8 protein-coding genes are annotated in these 20,589 nt (G+C 30.2%); 5 read left to right on the forward strand and 3 right to left on the reverse strand.

The window, feature by feature from the left end; genetic code table 4:
• Positions 1 to 649: 649 nt before the first annotated feature.
• From V3249_RS01780 to V3249_RS01790, 3 genes are all read left to right on the forward strand, one after another.
• Complete coding sequence (locus tag V3249_RS01780; protein WP_341517632.1) at positions 650 to 1,897, forward strand: IS3 family transposase; 1,248 nt, start codon at positions 650 to 652, stop codon at positions 1,895 to 1,897.
• Positions 1,898 to 2,143: 246 nt separating this feature from the next.
• Positions 2,144 to 5,194 (forward strand): P97 family adhesin, encoded by a 3,051-nt coding sequence (locus V3249_RS01785; protein WP_341517633.1) that lies wholly within the window; start codon positions 2,144 to 2,146, stop codon positions 5,192 to 5,194.
• A 26-nt stretch (positions 5,195 to 5,220) separates the two neighbouring features.
• Complete coding sequence (locus V3249_RS01790; protein ID WP_341517634.1) at positions 5,221 to 8,553, forward strand: P110/LppT family adhesin N-terminal domain; 3,333 nt, start codon at positions 5,221 to 5,223, stop codon at positions 8,551 to 8,553.
• A gap of 679 nt (positions 8,554 to 9,232) precedes the next feature.
• Here the strand turns inward: V3249_RS01790 and V3249_RS01795 are convergent.
• Positions 9,233 to 10,552, reverse strand: a complete 1,320-nt coding sequence (locus tag V3249_RS01795) for a hypothetical protein (protein ID WP_341517635.1) — start codon at positions 10,550 to 10,552, stop codon at positions 9,233 to 9,235.
• 31 nt (positions 10,553 to 10,583) lie between these two features.
• Complete coding sequence (locus V3249_RS01800; protein ID WP_341517636.1) at positions 10,584 to 14,789, reverse strand: P97 family adhesin; 4,206 nt, start codon at positions 14,787 to 14,789, stop codon at positions 10,584 to 10,586.
• A 1,002-nt stretch (positions 14,790 to 15,791) separates the two neighbouring features.
• Between V3249_RS01800 and V3249_RS01805 the strand changes: the two genes are divergently transcribed.
• On the forward strand, positions 15,792 to 18,056 hold the full coding sequence (locus V3249_RS01805) for a hypothetical protein (protein ID WP_341517637.1): 2,265 nt from the start codon (positions 15,792 to 15,794) through the stop codon (positions 18,054 to 18,056).
• A 216-nt stretch (positions 18,057 to 18,272) separates the two neighbouring features.
• Here the strand turns inward: V3249_RS01805 and V3249_RS01810 are convergent, their stop codons facing one another.
• On the reverse strand, positions 18,273 to 19,520 hold the full coding sequence (locus V3249_RS01810; RefSeq protein WP_341517586.1) for an IS3 family transposase: 1,248 nt from the start codon (positions 19,518 to 19,520) through the stop codon (positions 18,273 to 18,275).
• A 113-nt stretch (positions 19,521 to 19,633) separates the two neighbouring features.
• On the opposite strand from V3249_RS01810, the gene V3249_RS01815 reads away from it, so the two are divergent.
• Entirely contained in the window at positions 19,634 to 20,581 is a 948-nt protein-coding gene (locus tag V3249_RS01815; protein WP_341517638.1) for a hypothetical protein, read from the forward strand.
• Positions 20,582 to 20,589 lie beyond the last annotated feature (8 nt).

Below are 20,589 nucleotides of genomic sequence, written 5' to 3' on the forward strand. Positions count from 1 at the left end.
ACTTATTAATCAAATAAAGCAAACTAAAAAAACTAAAATTTTTAAACACTGCTTTTTTAGTTTAAAACACTAGAAAAATCAATTTATGGACAAAATAACAAAAATCATAAAAAATACAACTACTATTTAAACTCAATGCAAATAGAAAACTCATTTTTATTTAAATTGAGCCTAAAAAATATATGAAGTTTTGAAAGAACAATAACCAAAAGCCCTAAATTTGTAGATTTCTAAACGGTCAAATTTAAGGCATTCCATTATATTTAAAAACATAATGGATAATTCGCAATGTCTGATTTTTTTATGACAAAAACATCCTTGATTCCCCCTTAATTCTTATTTCAAAATTTATTAACTATTCTTAGTAAGTGTAATTATAACAGAAATTTTTTTTAGACCAAGCATTTTTTTTTTTTTTTCGCAAAAGGTTAATTTTATTGCATTCTACCGTGTTTAAATCATAGTTCAAAATTTGCATTATATGATTTTTTAGGCAAAAAACATGGATAAGCCTCTTAACCCAATATCAAAAAAATTTATTAATTATTCTTAGTGAGTCTAATTATAACTGAATTTTTTTACTAATTTATTGGTTTTTTACTAAATTAGTACACCAATTTCAGACTTATTCGAAAAAAGGTGTGTCAAAATGAAACAATACAAATTCACAATTGAAGAGAAATTTAAATACATCAAAATTGCCGAATCTAAAGGCTTAAAAAACGCAATTTTGGATTTTGCAGAAGAATTTAGAGAAATTTACAAAAACAAATCTAAAAGTAAAAAAACGGATAAAGAATGAATGTTGCATATATACGCTAATAATTTGATAAGAAATTGGCAAAAAAAGTTTTATAATAATGATATGAAAAGTTTAATTAGTACTCGTGGAAAAATCAAATCTCCGCGTAAACCAAAAAAGAAATATACAATTAATGATCTTTCTGAAAATGATCGTGAAGTTTATCAAGAGATAATGGAGAATGTTCTTAGAAGATACGGAATTGACCCCGCAATTGTTCTTGAGGAACTCAAAAAACGAAAACAAGAGCAAGAAAAAGATAAAAACAAAATCGAAAATTCCACTAGAATTTGTAGTGTTTTTAACATTAATCGCACTTCTATTTATGAGAAAATAAGGGTAAAAAAACCACCAAAGAAAATGATTTATGATGAAAAATTACTTGAGTGAATTCGTGAAAATTTCCATTTGAATCGAAAGGTAAAAGGCCGAGACATCCTATATAATATTTACATAAATCAGGGAAATTATGTAAGCACGTACGTGTTTCAAAAACACTACGAATTTTTAGGATTAAAATCAATTGCTTATAAAAGGCAAGGAAAACCAGCGCCAAAAGAGAAAAAGTTTACGCGAATTTGGACTGAAGATCATATCAAAGGTGAATTTAGCTCAGAAAATTTTGGTGAAAAATGGTTTGCTGATATTAAATTTATCAAAATTAACAACGAATGATTTTACCTACACTCAATTATTGAAACAAAATCCAATTACTTGCTCAATTTTTCGATTTCTAAAACAAGATTTTCAGAAGAAACTATAAACTTAGTGAAACAAACAATTAAAAAGTATAATATTGAACCAAAATTTTTCCATTCAGATCATGGTGTGGAATATGCAAACTACAAATTTGCTAATTTTTTAAAGCAAAATGGTATCCAACAATCAATGTCACCAAAAGGAAATGCTCTTGCAAACCGCCCTATTGAATATTTTTATGCAGTTTTTCAACGCGAATTAATTAATATTGAGGGTCAAAATTTTGAAAATGTGGCTATTGCTTATCAAAAAATAAGTTCATTTATTCATTGGTATAACTATGAAAGACCTCAAAGTTGCTTATCATATAAAACTCCAAGTTATTATATGAGGTAAATTATTTGTCCAAATTTTTAAAATGAACATGCTAGAAAAAATTAACAAAAGCGGTGTAATCAAAATCATAGGTAAAAAACTAATTGTCTGAGATTTTTCTACCAATTTATTATTGGTTTTTTACTTTTTTTTTTTTTTGTTTTGGTAAAATTAAATATGTAGCTACCAAAACTATTATTCTAGAAATAACCATGCAGAGATGGTGTGGTATTATTTATTTTATACAAAATCCAAATGGAGGCGAAAATGAATCAAGAACATAGGAAGGCAAATATCGCATTACGGAAAAAAAGATTGATTTTAACAATCGGCTCAAGTCTTATTGCCTCAGGTCTAATTATTGGAATTCCAGTTGGGCTTGTTTCAAATCTTTCTGTAACCAAAGATCCTTTATTTGATGTTCAAAAGCAAGCTAATTCGATTAGTTCTATAAGTCTAAAAAGTGATGTTGTTGAAAATAATGCAGATTATTTTAGTCTAAAAAATAAATTCTTCGAATCTGATGGCACAAAAAAATCGGGGGTAAATTTAACCGATTTTTTTGATTTTTATGCACAAAACTCTAACTCCAATTTTGAAATTGTTGATTTTCAAAATGATTTTCAATGACAAAAATTCAAATTAAATATTACAGATATCGAAGCACTTGACCAAGAACAGTCATTTAAAATTTACTGGCGGGTTTTACAAAACTTAGATGATGACAAAGTTGCAAATTCTGATCTTCACTCGGCAACAGTTGCTTATAATCCTGTCTCAAAACTGTCTAATTCCTCACTAAGCAATTTTACAAGTTTAGCAAAAGCCGAACTTTCAAAATTAAGACCTTATTTTATCTCTGAATTTGATAAGTCACCAACAAGAGAGATTGCAAAACTAACCCCAGTTAGCGAATTTTTAGCCAGAGTAAACTCGGCAAAATCAGCCATTGAAGCCTCAAAAATTATTAGCCAATATTTTAATCTTGAGTCAACAATCACAAATTTATTAAAAAATAAAATTAATAAATTTGTCGATGATGATAATTTTGCCAAAGGTAAATATTCAATCGAACTTATCCAAGAACCGGTTCTCAAAAATGCTTATCTTAGCAAAACTCCTTTAAAAAACATTTATCGTGTCTATTTTTTAGCAAAATTTTCAAGCGATTTTGCTAAACATAACAATCAAGATTTAAAATCGGCTCCAAACTTCAATTTTGCAGTAGATCTTGATTTTTCAGATACATTTTTAGATAGCAGCCTTGCAAATGACATTGAACTGACACCTTTTTCTGATAATGATTTAACTAATTTTAGTGATGTTCATGAGCAAAACAGCCAAAAAATCACAAGTTGAGAATTGCTAAACTATCTAAAAAATCAAGTTTTTCCTTCTTATGAAGAAAAACAAGCATTTTACAAAAACTTATTAAACCAAATTTCTAATGTTCCTTTACTGTCAAAAATAAAATTAAAAAATTACATTTCTCGGCTAAAAAATTCTGATCTTTTTTCTAAAATAAAAATTGATTTTAGTGTTGATCCTGAAATGACCCAATTTGTCTATCAAAACAATAAGATCATAATTCAATTTCACGGAAATATTCAAATTTACAATGATAAAAATGAAATTATCGCCCAAAAACCGTTTGTCCAAAATGTTGGCGACTATTCAGTTTTAGTTAAAAATATTCCTGATTTAATTGCAAAGGCAAAGGCAACAAACTTTGAATTCAAGCAAAAAGATGCCCAAATTTCAGAGCAAAATCCTGTGCCAAAAGAGGAAATTGAAAAACTTGTAAATTCAGGTGACTTTGGCAAACTAAAAAATATTTTAGAAAATCCGCATTATTATGGCGTTAAATTTGACGAAGAAAAATTAAAACTTTTAGTTGAAAAATATGATGTTATTCCAGTTGATCAACTAATTGATCGTTCAAGGTGAACTTTCACATATCCAGAAGAAGTTGCCGGAATTGTTAATGTTTTATCACCAGTTTTCCAATCTGGTGAAGAAATGTTAAGATTTTATTCAGCCTTAGCCCAAAAAGATATTAATTTTGTTGTTAAATATTTTTTCGACTGACTAAAAGGGCTAAAGCTAATTGACCCAGCCCAGACTTGACCTGAAAATCTTGACAGTACAAATTTATTTAAAGAGCTGGCAAAAATTAAAATCGAAAACAAATCAGGTTGAAATAACTTTTTACAAGAAAAAGATCGAAAAATACAAAAAGATATTTGACTATTTTCAATCAATAATAATTACTGAGCTGAAAAAGATCGCATGCCTTATAGTTTTTATCTTCACCCAAGACTTAAAAATATTATTGATTTAATGGTTCAAAATGAACAAAATACTATCGGCGTTGATTATTATGTTGACCAAATAAGATCTGAATCAAGTAAAATTCAAGAAATTGACCCAACTCTTGGCGAACAATATCGCTCTCCAATTAAAACACTAACAGATTTTATTGTCGCTTTTTACCAAAATATTTATTCTAACAAAACTGGACTTTTATCTGAGTCTTTAGGAAATAATTTTGACTATAAAATAAATTTTGAAATTGTTAGTCCAAAAGCAGCAACAACTCAATTTGAAGATGTGAGTTCACCGCGAAGTACTACTTCAGCTTTTAATTTTGTACGTGTAAATCAACCAGTAAGTGCTCCTCAAGCTAGTGATTCTGAACTTCAACTTGTGCCTGCAAAAGAAGCTCAGCAAGAATCAAAAGTAAATCTTAAATATTGATATGAAGTTGGTCCGGTTGATCAAAATGGAAAAATTATTTCAGTAATTTTTAAAACACAACCAAAAGAAATTACAATTTCAACTAACAAAGACGGAGTAATTATTCCTGAAAGCATTGAAAAACTCAATAATTTTGTTGATAATTTCCGTAGCGGGACTCTTCCAACTTATTTAGATAATAATGATTTTAATGATCTTTGAACAAATATTAATCGTCTTGTTGGTGATAAAGAAGATTATGTTGATATCACAGAACTAATTAAAAAATTTCCGATGTACTCTTATTTTAGTTTGCACCACCCAGAATTAGGATTGGCAGTTAAGAAAGATGCTATTAAAAAACCGGCAGAAACTGCGCCAACAGAACGGGCAACTGAACCAGCAGCACAAACCTCAAATTCTACTGGCCAACTTGCGGGTATTTATGAAAATTATCCAGGAATAAATACAATTAAAGTTCTTCATTTTTATGTATATAACAAGAAAAACCCGAATGAATTTTCAACTAAGAAATTGAAATTTTTTGTATATCAAACTGATAAATCATTGCTAAATTCATAAATTATTCTTAAAATGGAAGGTTTATTATGAAAAATATTAAACGAAAAAATTTACTTATTGCATCTTCGGCTGTTTTTCTAAGTGCGGTTATTAGTATTGGAATTGCCGTTCCAATTGGAAAAAGCGCCTATTACAGAAATCAATCTGAACAACTTTCAAAATATTCTGATCAAAAATCAGAAGCAAAATCTTTTGCTCAAAACAGTCAAAATCAACAAGAAATTTTACAATCTGTTAGCCAACTAAATTTAAAAGCCCAATTTGCTGATACTTTAACAGCCAAAAACGCAGTTGACTTATTTTATGACAAAACTTATAATTTTGATCTAAATTCGCTAGTTGATTTTAAGCCTTTGGAAGATAAATTTGCTGGATTTAATTTTAAATTACTTGCTCCAAAAGACAAAAAAGATTTAAAAATTGAAAATAATACGCTATCTAATTTAGCAATTAATGTCCAAAATCCAGCACAAAATATTAACTATAATGTTAAATTTGACCTAAAATTTAGCTCTCATGTTAAAAATTCCGAAATTGATCCTGATAATGTAAATGTTGTTCTTGAACTAGTTAATGATGAATTGATTAAAGATAAAACTGCAAGTGAAATTGCAATTTTGTTTAATTCTAAATTTATTCAAAACAAAAAATCAAACTCTGATCAACAAGCATTATTAAAAACTATTGCTGAATTTGGGAGTATTTCCTTTTTTAATAAGCAAACAAATGATTTGATTTTGCCTTTAGCTTTTGATTTAGAACCTAATTTAAAAGATAGCAAACTATTTTTTTCAAAAGTTGATGATGCAACTGGTCAAGCAAATTTAGATCTTTCTTTAATTGAAAAATATTCTAAAAAGAAATCTAAAATTGCTTTGGAATTTAAAAATTTATCAACTATTAACGAAAGTTATGCTTCTAAATTTGCCCAAATTTTCAAAGATAACTACACTTTTAACGATGAAATTGCTAAATTTTTAGCTTCCTCAAATTTAACTCCACTAGATTTAATTTCAAAACCTTTGCCTGATTCAGTAAAAAACCAATCAATTTTCAAAGACAACCAACCATCTAGTCTTGATTTTTGATTTAAAAAATCTGAATCTCCAAGTCAAGCTGTTCCTGAAAGTTCCGCTCCTGATGCTGCAAATTCTGATTCAGCAGCCTCAACTCCTGATTCTGGAAGTTCTGATGGTTCTGTTTCATCATCATCTACACCAGCACAACCTCAACCTGTAAGCGTTTTTACTTTAACTGACAGGTCAAAAATCACTCAACAACAAGCAGATTCATCATCTGAAGGTGTCGGAGAAAATGCTGATAATTCTGAAAATTCAACAGCAGAAACTCAACTCGCTGAATCAACTGGCGAAGATTCAACAGAAGACAATCAAGAATCTAAAACCGAAGAAACTCCAAGTCCAGAAGTTCCAAAAGTTGAAACTCGTGAGGACAAATTAAAAAAATCTTTTTCAGAAATTTTACATAATTTCCAAATTTCTGAATTTAAAATTCAACCAGTAAAAATTGAACTATCCAAAGAAGACCAAGAAGATCCGATTAAAAAACAAGTAATTCCGCTTAGATTAACTCTGAACGGAAATTTTATATCAAGCGAGGCTTTCCCTGGTGGTCTAAATTTTAATTCTAATAATGAATTAGAGTATAGTTTCAATTTTAATTATAATATTAGCGATAAAATTTATGGGGCTTATTTCCAAAATGCGCTTGATAATATTACAAAAACAAATCCAGATGGATCAAGTAGTCTAAAAATTGAAAATTTAGAGTTTAAAGTTAAAGATGACCAAAAAATAACAGTTTTTGCAAAAACAATTGACCAAACAATTGAACATATTAGAAATAAAAAAATTGAACTTTCAAAAATTAAAACAGAAACTAAACAACTTTCTGACCTTCTTGATTTTATTGCTCAGACAAAAGCACAAACTAACCCAGCGCCAGCTAAAATTAGCGTATCTTCTTTAGCAACTGCTACTCCTTTCGAAGAAGAAGAGAAAAAAGAGCAAGAAGAACAGAAAAAAGAAGAAGAGAAAAAAGAAACTGAAAAAATAGAGAAAAAAGAAGAAAAAACTGAACAAAAACAGGAAGTTCCAGCACCAATTCAAAGTCCTGGGAAATTACTTTCTGAGCTTTTTGACAACCTACTTGCATCTAATTTACCAGATTCAAGCTCTATAATTCTTGATACAGGATTTGAAAATGAAAAATTTGCTCTTTCAATTAGCATTTGGCTTGGAGATGATAAATTAAAAGAAATAAAAATTCCAATTGCTGATGTATTAAAAAATAATAAACCTTTTGAATTTTTACAAGAAGAAACTAAACTACATTTCTTTCTTGATGCTGAGTCATTAATTACAGAAAATAGCGGATCCACTGCTAACCCAACAGATCAAACTTCAAATCCCAATGAAAATCAAATCCCAATTAGCTCAATTAAGTCAATTGATTCCCAAAAACTTGAATTTAAAGACTATGATGATAAAAAGAATCCTGTTTCAAGTGGTCACAGATCCAAATTAAAACCTTATTTAGACTTATCTCAGGGTGGTATTTTCCTTTCTCATGATGGTCTTAAACTCGATTTTTCATCAAAAAAAGATGATATTAAAAATCCAACATTTGTTCTTGCCTTTAAGTCTGCCCAAAACTTTTCAACTAGTCAAGCACCTTTTTATTTAGTTCAAGGCTGAAAAGAAGATAAATCTGGTACACCTTTTGCTTACGGTGATAACCAAAAAATTGACTTTGGAATCAAAATTAGACGGTATGAATATGATAAGGACAAAATTAATAATTTAGAAGTGCAAATTGGTGATGAAACAGCAAAACAACCTAATAATTTGCAAAAAATCGATCACCATACAGCTTTAGTTGATACTGTAACTGAAAGACAAGAACGAGTTAACCGGTTTGTTACTCGAACTGTTGTTGATAAAGTTAGTGAATCTAAAAATACTTTTACTCCTGGTGTTTCCGATTTCCTTGATAACAAATTAGCAACTTCACTTGTTGTCTTTCGACTATTAGATGCAGATGAAAAAGACAAAAAAATAATGGAATTAACACTTTATTCATCAATAGCTAGCGATCCATATCAGCCTGTTTTCAGCGTGAAAAAAACAGTAAATTTTGCCAATTCATTAAAATTTTCAGATATTAAATATTATATTTTAGGAAAATTAGCAACAGAAGCATGATTGTCTGGAACTAGCGGGGCCGTTCTTCTTAAATCAGCTGCAGTTTTTGAATCAATCGAGAACGAAGACAAATCTGAATTACTTAATAAATTATTTATTGATAGATACTTTGATCTTAATGAAACTAAAAACTAATACAAACATTAGTTAAAATAAAAAACATCCTCAAATAAACTCGGACAAAGAAAGTTAACGCTAAGGCGTTGGCTTTTGTTCGAGTTTACTTTTTTAACTTTTTTGGCAACCTCAGGAAAAATAACTATCAAGGCAAAAACACTGAATTTTAAATCTAAACATCACGAAAGAAAATCTACTTATTAATCAAATAAAGCAAACTAAAAAAGCTAAAATTTTAACTTAAAAAGCAAAATTATGAATTTTTAAACTACTTTTTTAGTTAAAACACTAACAAAATCATAAAAAAATACAACTACTATTTAAACTCAATGCAAATAGAAAACTCGTTTTTATTTGCAGCGAGCCTAAAAAACATATGAAGTTTTGAAAGAACAATAACCAAAAGCCTTAAATTTGTAGATTTCTAAACGGTTAAATTTAAGGCATTCCATCATATTTAAAAATATAATGGAAAATGCGCGCTATCAAAGCACATTAGACAAAAAACATAACTGATTCCCCCTTAATTCAATTTCAAAATTTATTAATTCATTCTTAATGATGATTATTATAACATAACTTTATTTTTGACCAAACATTTTTTTTTTTTTTTTGGAGAAGGTTATTTTTAAAATAATAAAAAAGCCCCTTTGGTTAAAAATCAAAGGGTTAATTTATTTGTTTAATTAAAGTTTATTTAAGATTGTTTTTTTCTATGAATGTTAAATTCTTTGAATACATCTCCAAAGGCATTATTAGTAAATCCACGGCCACGGGCTTTCTTAAGATCTAAAGGATCAGAAATAATATTACCAAAATAACGGTCATCAACTACATATTCAGTGTCAATAATTGGTAGTCATTTTAGTTTTTTATCTTCTTGTTTGAATATTCCAGCAAATCTGACATTTGTTGAGAAAAAATGTTCAGGAATTACTGTTTCAAATTGAATTCAACCTTTATCCTTATAGTGAGGATTTTTTGAGCCTTGTTTTAGCATATTAGCTTTGAGCATTGCAATTTGATTATTATCGTTTTGGAAAACAAAACGTCAGTCATCAGTGTCTTTGACATCTTGATAGTAGTCTTGGGTTGGAATTGGCAGATTTGTTGTAAGTGTAAAAGTACGAGTATCGCGATTAAATGCAGTTTTTTGAACTTTGAGTGGATAGCCACCGTCATGAATTTGGGTTCAACCTTGCGGTAAAAGGTTAACTTTTTTGTAGGCTTCTTCGTTATGTTTTGTGCGAATTTCGGCAACTTCTGAATTTTGAAAGTTAGGCCACCAATTAGTAAAATTCGGGGCAATCATTTTTATATTTTTTTCAAGTTCATCTGGATCAACAAACAGTAAGTCATTTAAATTAGCACTTATTATATTTGATTGTTCTTGAATTAGTTTTCTTGGATACCAAAGGTTAAAATAAGCACTTCCTCAGTCAGCGGCATTTGCACCTACTTTTTCTTTAACATTATCAGTGTATTTGTCATTAATATCTTCTTGTTTTTGATCAGGATCATTAAATAAATCAGTAATAAAATCACTTGCATTATAAAAAGTAACTTTTGTTGGCTGATTTGTAATAATATTTAAATAGTTGCTTGGCAAACTAAAATTGCTATTAGTAAAGTTTAACTGACTTGGGTGTTGGTTAGTTCAACCTTTTCGAGTTGATTGTTCTTTTGTTTGATTAAGACGATAAGAATGAAGATCAACATTTGGTGCTGATTTAGAATATAATTTTTGGTATAAATAACCATCAGGATCAAAAACTTTGAATGACAGGCTAGTTAGACTCTGAACCTGAGGCACAGGAAACATATCAACAAGTGGATCAAAAAGGGGTTGGACTTGTAAAGCGGGAGTTTGAAAAGCTTGCCCATTAAATGGGATTGTGAATATTCTCCATCCATAGACAAAAAAGCTAGAATCTTTAACTCTAGATAGATCACGTTTTGTTGGATCATTTAAATTTTTCTTAGCAGCAAAAACTACTTCAGAAGTACTTCATGGCACCCCAACAGTTCGTTCAACAATAAATTTTGGTTTAATAAAGGTAATAGTTGAGGTTTGTTCGTGTGTTTGATTGGGCGCCTGTGTGTGTGTGTGTGTGTGTGTCGGAATCTGAATTATCTTGACTTAGAATGTTATAAACTCTCATTGATTCAAGATCAAATTTTTTATCAGATAGCTCAGAGGCTATTTCAATTGGCGCGTTAATTAACCTTTTAATATTTGAACTTTCTAAATCAAAACTAATAGTTTTTTCGTTAATAAGTTTAAGATTTACAACTTTAACTTCAGGGTTAGTGTTTGTTAGACTATTTAGTGATAATTTAATTGGCGAATGGTTTGAATTTTGAATATGAGCTAAAGATAAAATATGCGACTTAGTTGTTTCATGTCTTTTATAAGCATCAACTATAGGGGCTATGAGATTAGCTACAGATTCAGGAACTTTATCTCTGAGACCTTTGATGATTTCTTCGACTTTTGTTTTACTTAGTACTTTCATAATAGTATCAGGAGTAGGGCTCCCTACTAAACTATCGGTGTCTAAACGCGAGAGAATCTCATTTGCTATTGCTTGGTCAAGAACATCGGCCTGAGGAGAAATGTTTATTAAAGCCGGATGAATTGTCAAAGGCACTGAAGACAATCACTGACTTGTTGGCTGACCATTTGAGTCTTTCGGTATTTGGTTTTTAAATTCAAGAGTTATTGTTGTTGAATTTGCTAGCGGTTGGTCAGGATTGTATTGTTTTGCTCAAGAAGTATTTGAAATTTGCGGAGATTTTGTTAGTTCAGGAATGTTAGTTTGTTGCTTTTGTACTACTAGTGTTAGACTTTTATCTGATTTAACTTTGGTTGAGCTCTGACCATTTTGGATTACTTTTGATAAAGCTAAACTTACACTGTAGACATGAGGTGAGACTTCTTTAACTGAATCGATTTCAAAAGTAAGATTTGGATCAAGATTATTAAAATAAGAACTAAAATTTTGACCTAAAAGAATTTCAAGTTTTTGTTTTAAAGTTTGTAAATCTTCGTTTTGGGTTTGAGTTGATGAGTCTGTAGTTTGACTAGTCTGCGAGTCATCCTGGAAAGGGCTAGCAAAATAAGGACTCTCATCGAGACTAGTGAAAGTTGATACTGGAACCGAAACTGGTTTTAGTTTGTCTTTAAAAAATTCATCTTGATTGATCTCAGGCCTTTTTACTTCAGGACGAGGCTGGCCTGGAACTTTGTCATCAATTCAGCGAATATTATCTGAGTCTTTTGGTGGAGTTGTTTCTTCTTGGGTTTGATCTTTGATTTTCTTGTCATAAATTGAATTAGCAAGAATTTGTAAATGACCAAATTTTTCAGCATCAAGAATTAATGATTGACTTGAAAGTGGGGCATCTTCAATCATTTGGTCTAAATTATTTTTTTGTTTTACTTCAGCTTCTGACTTACCTGATGTGCGAACAAAAATTGTCTGCGGGCTTGATTGAATTACATCATCAACAAATTTACCAGCATTATCATCAAAGCCAACAACATATTTGATTTTTAGAGCAATTACATTACCTTCTTTAGCGGTTTCAGATGCATCTTCTTCAATTTCAAATTTAATTGAAGGGCGTGCTCCTGAGTCTTGATATTCATTTCAATTATTAGCTAAGGCTGCCTGAGTGTAAAAGGCAAAAACTAAATCACTAAGGGTAGAAATTTTACTGAAATTCTTATCTCCAAAAGGAACTTGAGATTTATTCTCATTATCTAGTGTATTTCAAAAAGCCGGTTGTTTAGCAATTTTAATTGCATCTTGGTAATTTTTAAGAATTTTGTATGTTAGTTTTTTGCTATCTTCTTGTTGTTTTTCTTGGCCAATAATTTTGTCTCAAATTGCAAAAGGTAACTGAGCTAACTGGTTTTTATCACTAACAAGATTTTTAGTAATTTCAGCTTTTCAGTCTGTAGTGGTTGAATTTGAATCACCTGAAGTTGACTGAGTTGAATCAGGATTTAGACTTGCTGGCAAAAATAAAGCCATTCCTTGATTTGGACTTGTAATGTCATTAGCAAAATAACCATTAAAATCAAGAAGCTTGAGTCCGAATTTTGTTCCCACGGTATCGTCTTGATTTTGGTCAGCATCTTGCTGACTTAGAAAGTCTTGGGAGTGCACATAGTTATCAAATTTGGTTTTAATTTTTACTTTTGCTAAATCTGCTAAAGTTGGATTTAATGGTAAGTCTTGATAGCCTTCAAATTCAAGACCCATTTGGGTTCCGATATTAACAAGTTTTTTGATTGCCTCTTTAGGTTCTAATGATAAAAGGTAACGGAAATAAGCAAATAAAGAAGCACGATTTTTAAATGCCGAAGTTGAAACTGAATAAATATCAGCATTTTTTAATGACTGGGCTAAGCCAATTGTTGCATTTAAATTGGTTATTTCTTTCTCACTTGGCACTTGTATATTTTGGCTTTGCAGAGTTGAACCTAATTTAAAGTCAATATTATAGGTATTTTGATCACTCAAGAGACTAATTAGTTTTTTGTAGTCTTTTTGGTCGATTAATTGTTTAATTTCGTATTTTGAAAGTAAATAAGACTTTGGAGCACCTTGGACAATATCATAAGGATTTTCCTTGGTTGCTCCTAGGGTCTCAACAGCTGTCTGAGACGAAAATGGAGAAATAGCAGCTAGTTGTTGGGCGGCATCTTGGGCACTTTGGGCATCTTTTAATTGTTTTAGCTGCTCGCTAAGTTCAGGATAAAGGCTGCTTAGGGCATCTTCGATACTTTGATCGCGGAAATTATCAAGTTTAAAACTTACAGTTTTTTCCAAAATAGTTTTAATATTTTGACCGCTGTCGCCAAAAATTGAAGATTTAAGCTTAATTTTGATTGGCAGTTCAATAAATAATTTTCCTGAAACGGAATTTTGACGAATTTTAGCATTTGAAACTAAAAAGTCATAATCAAGATGCTCACGTAAATTATCAAAAAGTAAATCATATTTACCAAAAGAAAAAGTCAGACCACGTGTTAGGCTGGCATCAATTATATCTTTAATTGCGCTAGGTTTACTTACAAGTTCTTGGAGTTGTTTATAAAAATTAATTGCATCATAACGAAACAAAGAAAATTTATCAACTGACCTATCAGAAGATTTTCTTAATACATCACGCTGAAACAAACTAAGTGAAGAAGGGAGTAAAACTCCAGTTGTTGAATCAACCTGAGGCTTATCTGGATCAATATAATAATCAGAAGCATCAAGCAAATTAACATCAAGTTGAGCGGCTAGATCTTTGGTATTAGCAAATAAAGTAAACTTATCACTAGCGACTAAATCAATTGAAGTTAAAAATGACTCATCTTTATTTTTATAATTAGCTAGTGTTGCCTTTGCCTGAGGCTCAAATTCAGTTTTTAAATATAAACGAACTGAGGGAACTTGTTGATTTAGACTTGTAGCTCACTCACTGGCGTTTTGTGGATTTTTAACAAAACTAAATACAAAAGGTTCTTCTAAGTCACCTTTGGCAAAGCCTTGGGCTTCAAGACGAATTTTTGCCTTAATTGCCTGAATATCAAAAAATTTGCTTAAATGAGATTCAAATTCCTCTAATGTTTCAAATTGATTCAATGTTTTTGCAAAATCATCAGCGCGAGTTAGGGCTAAAGGTCTAACTGAGGTTGATGAAAAATGAGAAAGTGGACTAGGAGTCAAATTAGCAAAATTTGAATCAACAATATCACTAAATTGAGCCAAAGCTGCTTTTGGGGCATCAACTACCGAAAGGTAAATTGATTTTGTTGCAGAGCGAGCAACATTTTTGTCTTCAAGAGTTTCTTCTAAATGAAAGGAAAGGAAAAAACGTTGTTGTTCATCTTGGGCTTCAAATTTTTCAATAACAACTTTGTATTTGTTGGGAATTGCTAAAACACTACTGCCATTATTAGTTAAAAAATTGAATTTTGATGCAAAATCGCTAAATTCAGTGCTGTTGGCATTAAAAGTTTTGTCCCCTAAAAGTGCTTGTTTGACAGTTTTATAATCACTAGTAAAGTGAGCAACGCTTGGTTTAAAACTTACTGAATCAATTAGCCCGAGTTGACTAACAACGCCTTGGGTAGGATTAACTCCGCGATATTTAGTTTTAGCAGCAAGCCCAGCGACAGTTCCAAAGACCGTCGACATTAGTAAAATTGCAGCGGCACTACCAATTAATATTTTTGTCTTTTTATTTTGCATAAAATCCTCCTGGTTTTTTCCCTTTTTATCATTTTTGCTATTTTCAATAAACAGAATTATACCAAATTTAAAATTTATTTTTACTTAATTTTAAAATTTTTTTTAATTTATTAAAATACAATCAATAAAAGTTTATGACAGTTTTCCCTAATTTCCCAGTTTGATGAGATAATTCTAAAAAAGTGTACGGTTTTGGGACTTCTTTGACTTTTTTGGCAAACTCAGGAAAAATAACTATCAAGGCAAAAACACTACATTTTAAATCTAACCATCACTAAAGAAAAATCTACTTATTAATCAAATAAAGCAAACTAAAAAAGGCTAAATTTTAACTTAAAAGCAAAATTACAAAATATCTAAACAACCTTTTTTAGCTTAAAAACCTGTCAAAAATCAATTTATAGATAAAATAACAAAAACCATAAAAAATACAACTACTATTTAAACTCAATGTAAAAAGAAAACTCGTTTTTACTTACATTGAGCCTAAAAACATATATGAAGTTTTGAAAGAACAATAACTAAAAGCCCTAAATTTGAAGATTTCTAAACGGGCAAATTTAAGGCATTCCATCATATTTAAAAATATAATGGATAATTCGCACTGTCTAATTTTTTTATGACAAAAACATAACCAATTCCTCCTTAATTCAATATCAAAATTTCTTAATTCATTCTTAGTGACTCTATTATAACAGAAATTTTTTTTAGACCAAGCATTTTTTTTTTTTTTGCAAAGGTTAATTTTAATGCATTCTAATATATTTAAAAACATAATGGAAAAATCGCACTAACTGATTTTTTAGGCAAAAAACATAATAAGTCCCCCTTAATTCAATATCAAATTTATTAATTCATTCTTAGTTACTCTATTATAACATAATTTTTTCTACTAATTTACCTTATTTTGCCACTCCTTTCCAAGACGGCCCTCAGACTAGTCAAGGCTCAGATTCAACATCTGAGAGTTCAAATGAAGACTTACAAACACTAAAACAAAAATTGGAAATTCTTTTGGGTCAACAATTTAGCGATTATTTTAATAAACTTGATCCAAACATTAGTTTTGAAATTGAATCAGTAAAGCAAGTCTCACCGGAAGTCTACAGCGTTAGTCTTTCGTTAGTAAAAAATGTTACTGACGGAAATACAACTACCCGGGTAAAATCAGATAAGAGTCTAACTCTAGTAGTCCACAAACAACAAGACAACATTCCTGAACTAGCAAAGACTCCGGAGGTATCAAATACTAGCTGGGCTAAACAATACAGTCCTGACCAGCCTTTGGCTAATTCAACAACAATTACACTGGAATTTAAAAATCCAATACAGACTGACCCAACTGGTAAGCCAACAAGTCAGTGGCTATCTTCAGTGCCGGTGAGTATTCATCCAGCTGAACTGGCTTTGAGTCCACTGCAGCCGGTGATAGCGCCTGAGTTGAAGAATACGGGGTTGGCAGGTCTTCGTGCCGAAGAGTATACATACTTCCAAGCAGCTAATCCGACTAAGAAAAAGGGTAATAGTGCTGAAATAAATAAGAAGAAGAGAGCGGCCCAAAAAGCTACTAGAGAAGCATCTATGATTAAAGTTGAAAATCCAAGCTTAATTACTTCTTCACCTGTTCAAATCCCAAATCCTCAGCACCAATTAGTTCAACTAACATTGAACCCATTACTCAACCAAAGTGTTGTGGACTTTAAAATAAGTGATCTAAAGGTAGAATCACCAACAAAGTTATCATTTAGTCTTGAAAGTAGTGACATAAAACGTTTAATTAATGCCCCCATTGAAATAGCAAAAGCGTCGGATTCTTCTACAGAGGAAGAAAAATCTCAACCTGAGACTAACCAGCAACCAATATCTAACATTGTAAAAATTAAACCTAAATTAATTTTACAAGGTGCAGTTGGTGTTCCTTGAAGCACAATAAAAAAACCTGCTAAGTTCTCAGTGTTCCTCAAAGAGAACGACAAATACTGACAAGATCTGTTTGATAAACTTGCTAGTTGAGTACCAAATAAAGCTCTACTAAATAAAACAAAACCTAATGGTAACACAAACGTCAACCCTATACTAATAAATCGAAATTGACATGGTACCCTCCAAAATAACAACGATCCCCTTTACCAGTTACTCACAATCGACCCTGCTGAAAATCTTTCTGCCCTATCTCTCAAAGTCTTTGATCCTTCGGGTTACTTAAACCAAAGATTATATAAAGAAGAAGAAGGCAAAACCCCAACCACCAACCTTGATTTATATTCATACCAACTAAATAAAACAAAAGAAGATAAAGTCAGAAAAGGATGGACAAATGTCCACCCAAATCAATTCGTTAGCCCAGGTGAAAACTTCAGACTTACTAATGATTATTTAAATATTATTTTAAATCAGCCAACAAAAGTTACTTATTATAGCGCAAGCGATTTTGTTAACAATTTATTTAATGATCCAGATAAAAAACCTGAAGAAATTCAAGACAAATACACAAAAACTGTTAAAGAAAAAGTAGGGGCTAATGCTGTTGATTGAGGAACTGCTTATTTGAACTTTTGGTATCCAAAAGAATTAATTCAACAGCAATCAAATATTATTAGTGCTAATTTAACTGATTTATTATTTGTTAATCCTGACGAATTGGAAAAAAACGAAAAAATGATTGCTCCAAATTTAGTTAATTGATGGCCTAATTTCCGAAATTCAGAAACTCCATTTATTAAAACAACTGAAAATAAAAAGGCAAAAGATGAAGTTCTTCAAAATCCACTTGGTTGAACTCAAGTTCAAGATGGCGGATTTGGCCTTCGGGTAAGAAAAACATTATTTGATCGTGATACTCGTACATTTACACTAACAACAAATATTCCAGTTCCAACCCAAGATTATTCAACTGTTAAAGATACTGATGACTGACGTTTTGTTTTCCAAAACGATAGTGGTCAAATTGCAATGCTAAAAGCAACTCGAGCAACTAATAGTTCAAATAATCCTGATTTTAAAGATAATGGAGCAGTTCAATTCCAGACAGTTATTCCTGAGCATTTCTTTATATCAAACGTTAGATTTGTAGGAATATTCAAACAAGAAGATCAAAAATTAAAATGATTACCAATTATTGATACTGAATATATTATCGATGATCGTTATTTTAAAAACATTACAACTGATCAACTAGACTTAAAAAATGCAAATGCCCGTGGCCTTACCAATAATGCTTTTGGTGAAATCTTCAAAGAATTTAATATTCACAAACCAAGAAAATAACTAAATTTTAATTAAACAAATTAATTTCCCCTTTGAGTTTCAACCAAAGGGGATTTTATTATTTTAAAATTAACCTTTTGCAAAAAAAAAAAAAAATGTTTTGCCTATAAATAAGTAGAAAAATCTCAGACAATTAGTTTTTTACCTATGATTTTGATTACACCGCTTTTGTTAATTTTTTCTAGCATGTTCATTTTAAAAATTTGGACAAATAATTTACCTCATATAATAACTTGGAGTTTTATATGATAAGCAACTTTGAGGCCTTTCATTGTTATACCAATCAATAAATTCACTTATTTTTTGATAAGCAATAGCCACATTTTCAAAATTTTCGCCCTCAATATTAAGCAATTCTCGTTGAAAAACCGCATAAAAATATTCAATAGGACGGTTTGCAAGTGCATTACCTTTTGGCGACATTGATTGTTGGATACCATTTTGCTTTAAAAAATTAGCAAATTTGTAGTTCGCATATTCCACGCCATGATCTGAATGGAAAAATTTTGGTTTAATATTGTACTTTTTGATTGTTTGTTTTACTAAGTTTATAGTTTCTTCTGAAAATCTTGTTTTAGAAATTGAAAAATTGAGCAAGTAATTGGATTTTGTTTCAATAATTGAGTGTAGATAAAATCATTCGTTGTTAATTTTGATAAATTTAATATCAGCAAACCATTTTTCACCAAAATTTTCTGAGCTAAATTCACCTTTGATATGATCTTCAGTCCAAATTCGCGTAAACTTTTTCTCTTTTGGTGCTGGTTTTCCTTGCTTTTTATAAGCTAGTGATTTTAATCCTAAAAATTCGTAGTGTTTTTGAAACACGTACGTGCTTACATAATTTCCCTGATTTATGTAAATATTATATAGGATGTCTCGGCCTTTTACCTTTCGATTTAAAATAAAATTTTCGCGAATTCACTGAAGTAAGTCTTCATCATAAATCATTTTCTTTGGTGGTTTTTTCACCCTAATTTTCTCATAAATAGAAGTGCGATTAACCTTAAAAACGCTACAAATTCTAGTGGAATTTTCGATTTTGTTTTTATCTTTTTCTTGTTCTTGTTTTCGTTTTTTGAGCTCCTCAAGAATAATCCCGGGGTCAACCCCGTATTTTCTAAGAACAGTTTCAATTATTTCTTGATAAACTTCACGATCATTTTCAGAAAGGTCGTTAATTGTATATTTCTTCTTTGGTTTGCGTGGAGATTTGATTTTTCCACGAGTACTAATTAAACTTTTCATATCATTATTATAAAACTTTTTTTGCCAATTTCTTATCAAATTATTAGCGTATATATGCAACATTCATTCTTTATCCGCTTTTTTACTTTTAGATTTGTTTTTGTAAATTTCTCTAAATTCTTCTGCAAAAGCCAAAATTGCATTTTTTAAGCCTTTAGATTCGGCAATTTTGATGTATTTAAATTTGTCTTGAATTGTGAATTTGTATTGTTTCATTTTGACACACCTTTTTTGAATGTGTCTGAAATTAATATATTAACTTACGAAAAATACAAAAATATATTTGACTATTTTCAATCAATAATAATTACTGAGCTGAAAAAGGTCGCATGCCTTATAGTTTTTATCTTCACCCAAGACTTAAAAATATTATTGATTTAATGGTTCAAAATGAACAAAATACTATCGGCGTTGATTATTATGTTGACCAAATAAGATCTGAATCAAGTAAAATTCAAGAAATTGACCCAACTCTTGGCGATCAATACCGCTCACCAATTAAAACACTAACAGATTTTATTGTCGCTTTTTACCAAAATATTTATTCTAACAAAACCGGACTTTTATCTGAATCTTTAGGAAGTAATTTTGACTATAAAATAAATTTTGAAATTGTTCACCCAAAAGCAGCAACAACTCAATTTGATGATGAGGGTTCTGTGCCTCAACCTGTAAAAGAAGTTCAGCAAGAATCAAAAGTAAATCTTAAATATTGATATGAAGTTGGCCCAGTTGATCAAAATGGAAAAATTCTTTCAGTAATTTTTAAAACACAGCCAAAAGAAATTACAATTTCAACTGACAAAGACGGAATAATTATTGCTGATAGCGTTGAGAAACTAAATAATTTGGTTGATAATTTCCCTAGTGCAACTCTTCCAACTTATTTAGATAATAATGATTTTAATGATCTTTGGACAAATATAAATCGTCTTGTTGGTGATAAAGAAGATTATGTTGATATCACAGAAGTAATTAAAAAATTCCCGATGTATTCTTATTTTAGTTTGCACTATCCAGAATTAGGTTTGGCAGTTAAGAAAGATGCTGTTAAAAAACCGGTTGAAGTAATGCCAACAGAACCAGTAGCAACCCAAGCGGCACAAACCCCGAATTCTACCGGTGAACTTGCAGGTATTTATGAAAATTATCCAGGTATAGATACAATTAAAGTTCTTCATTTTTATGTTTATAACAAGAAAAACCCGAATGAATTTTCAACTAAGAAATTGAAATTTTTTGTATATAAAACTGATAAATCATTGCTAAATTCATAAAATTATTC

This window comes from Mesomycoplasma ovipneumoniae (assembly GCF_038095995.1).
Taxonomy (GTDB): Bacteria; Bacillota_I; Bacilli_A; order Mycoplasmatales; family Metamycoplasmataceae; genus Mesomycoplasma; species Mesomycoplasma ovipneumoniae_F.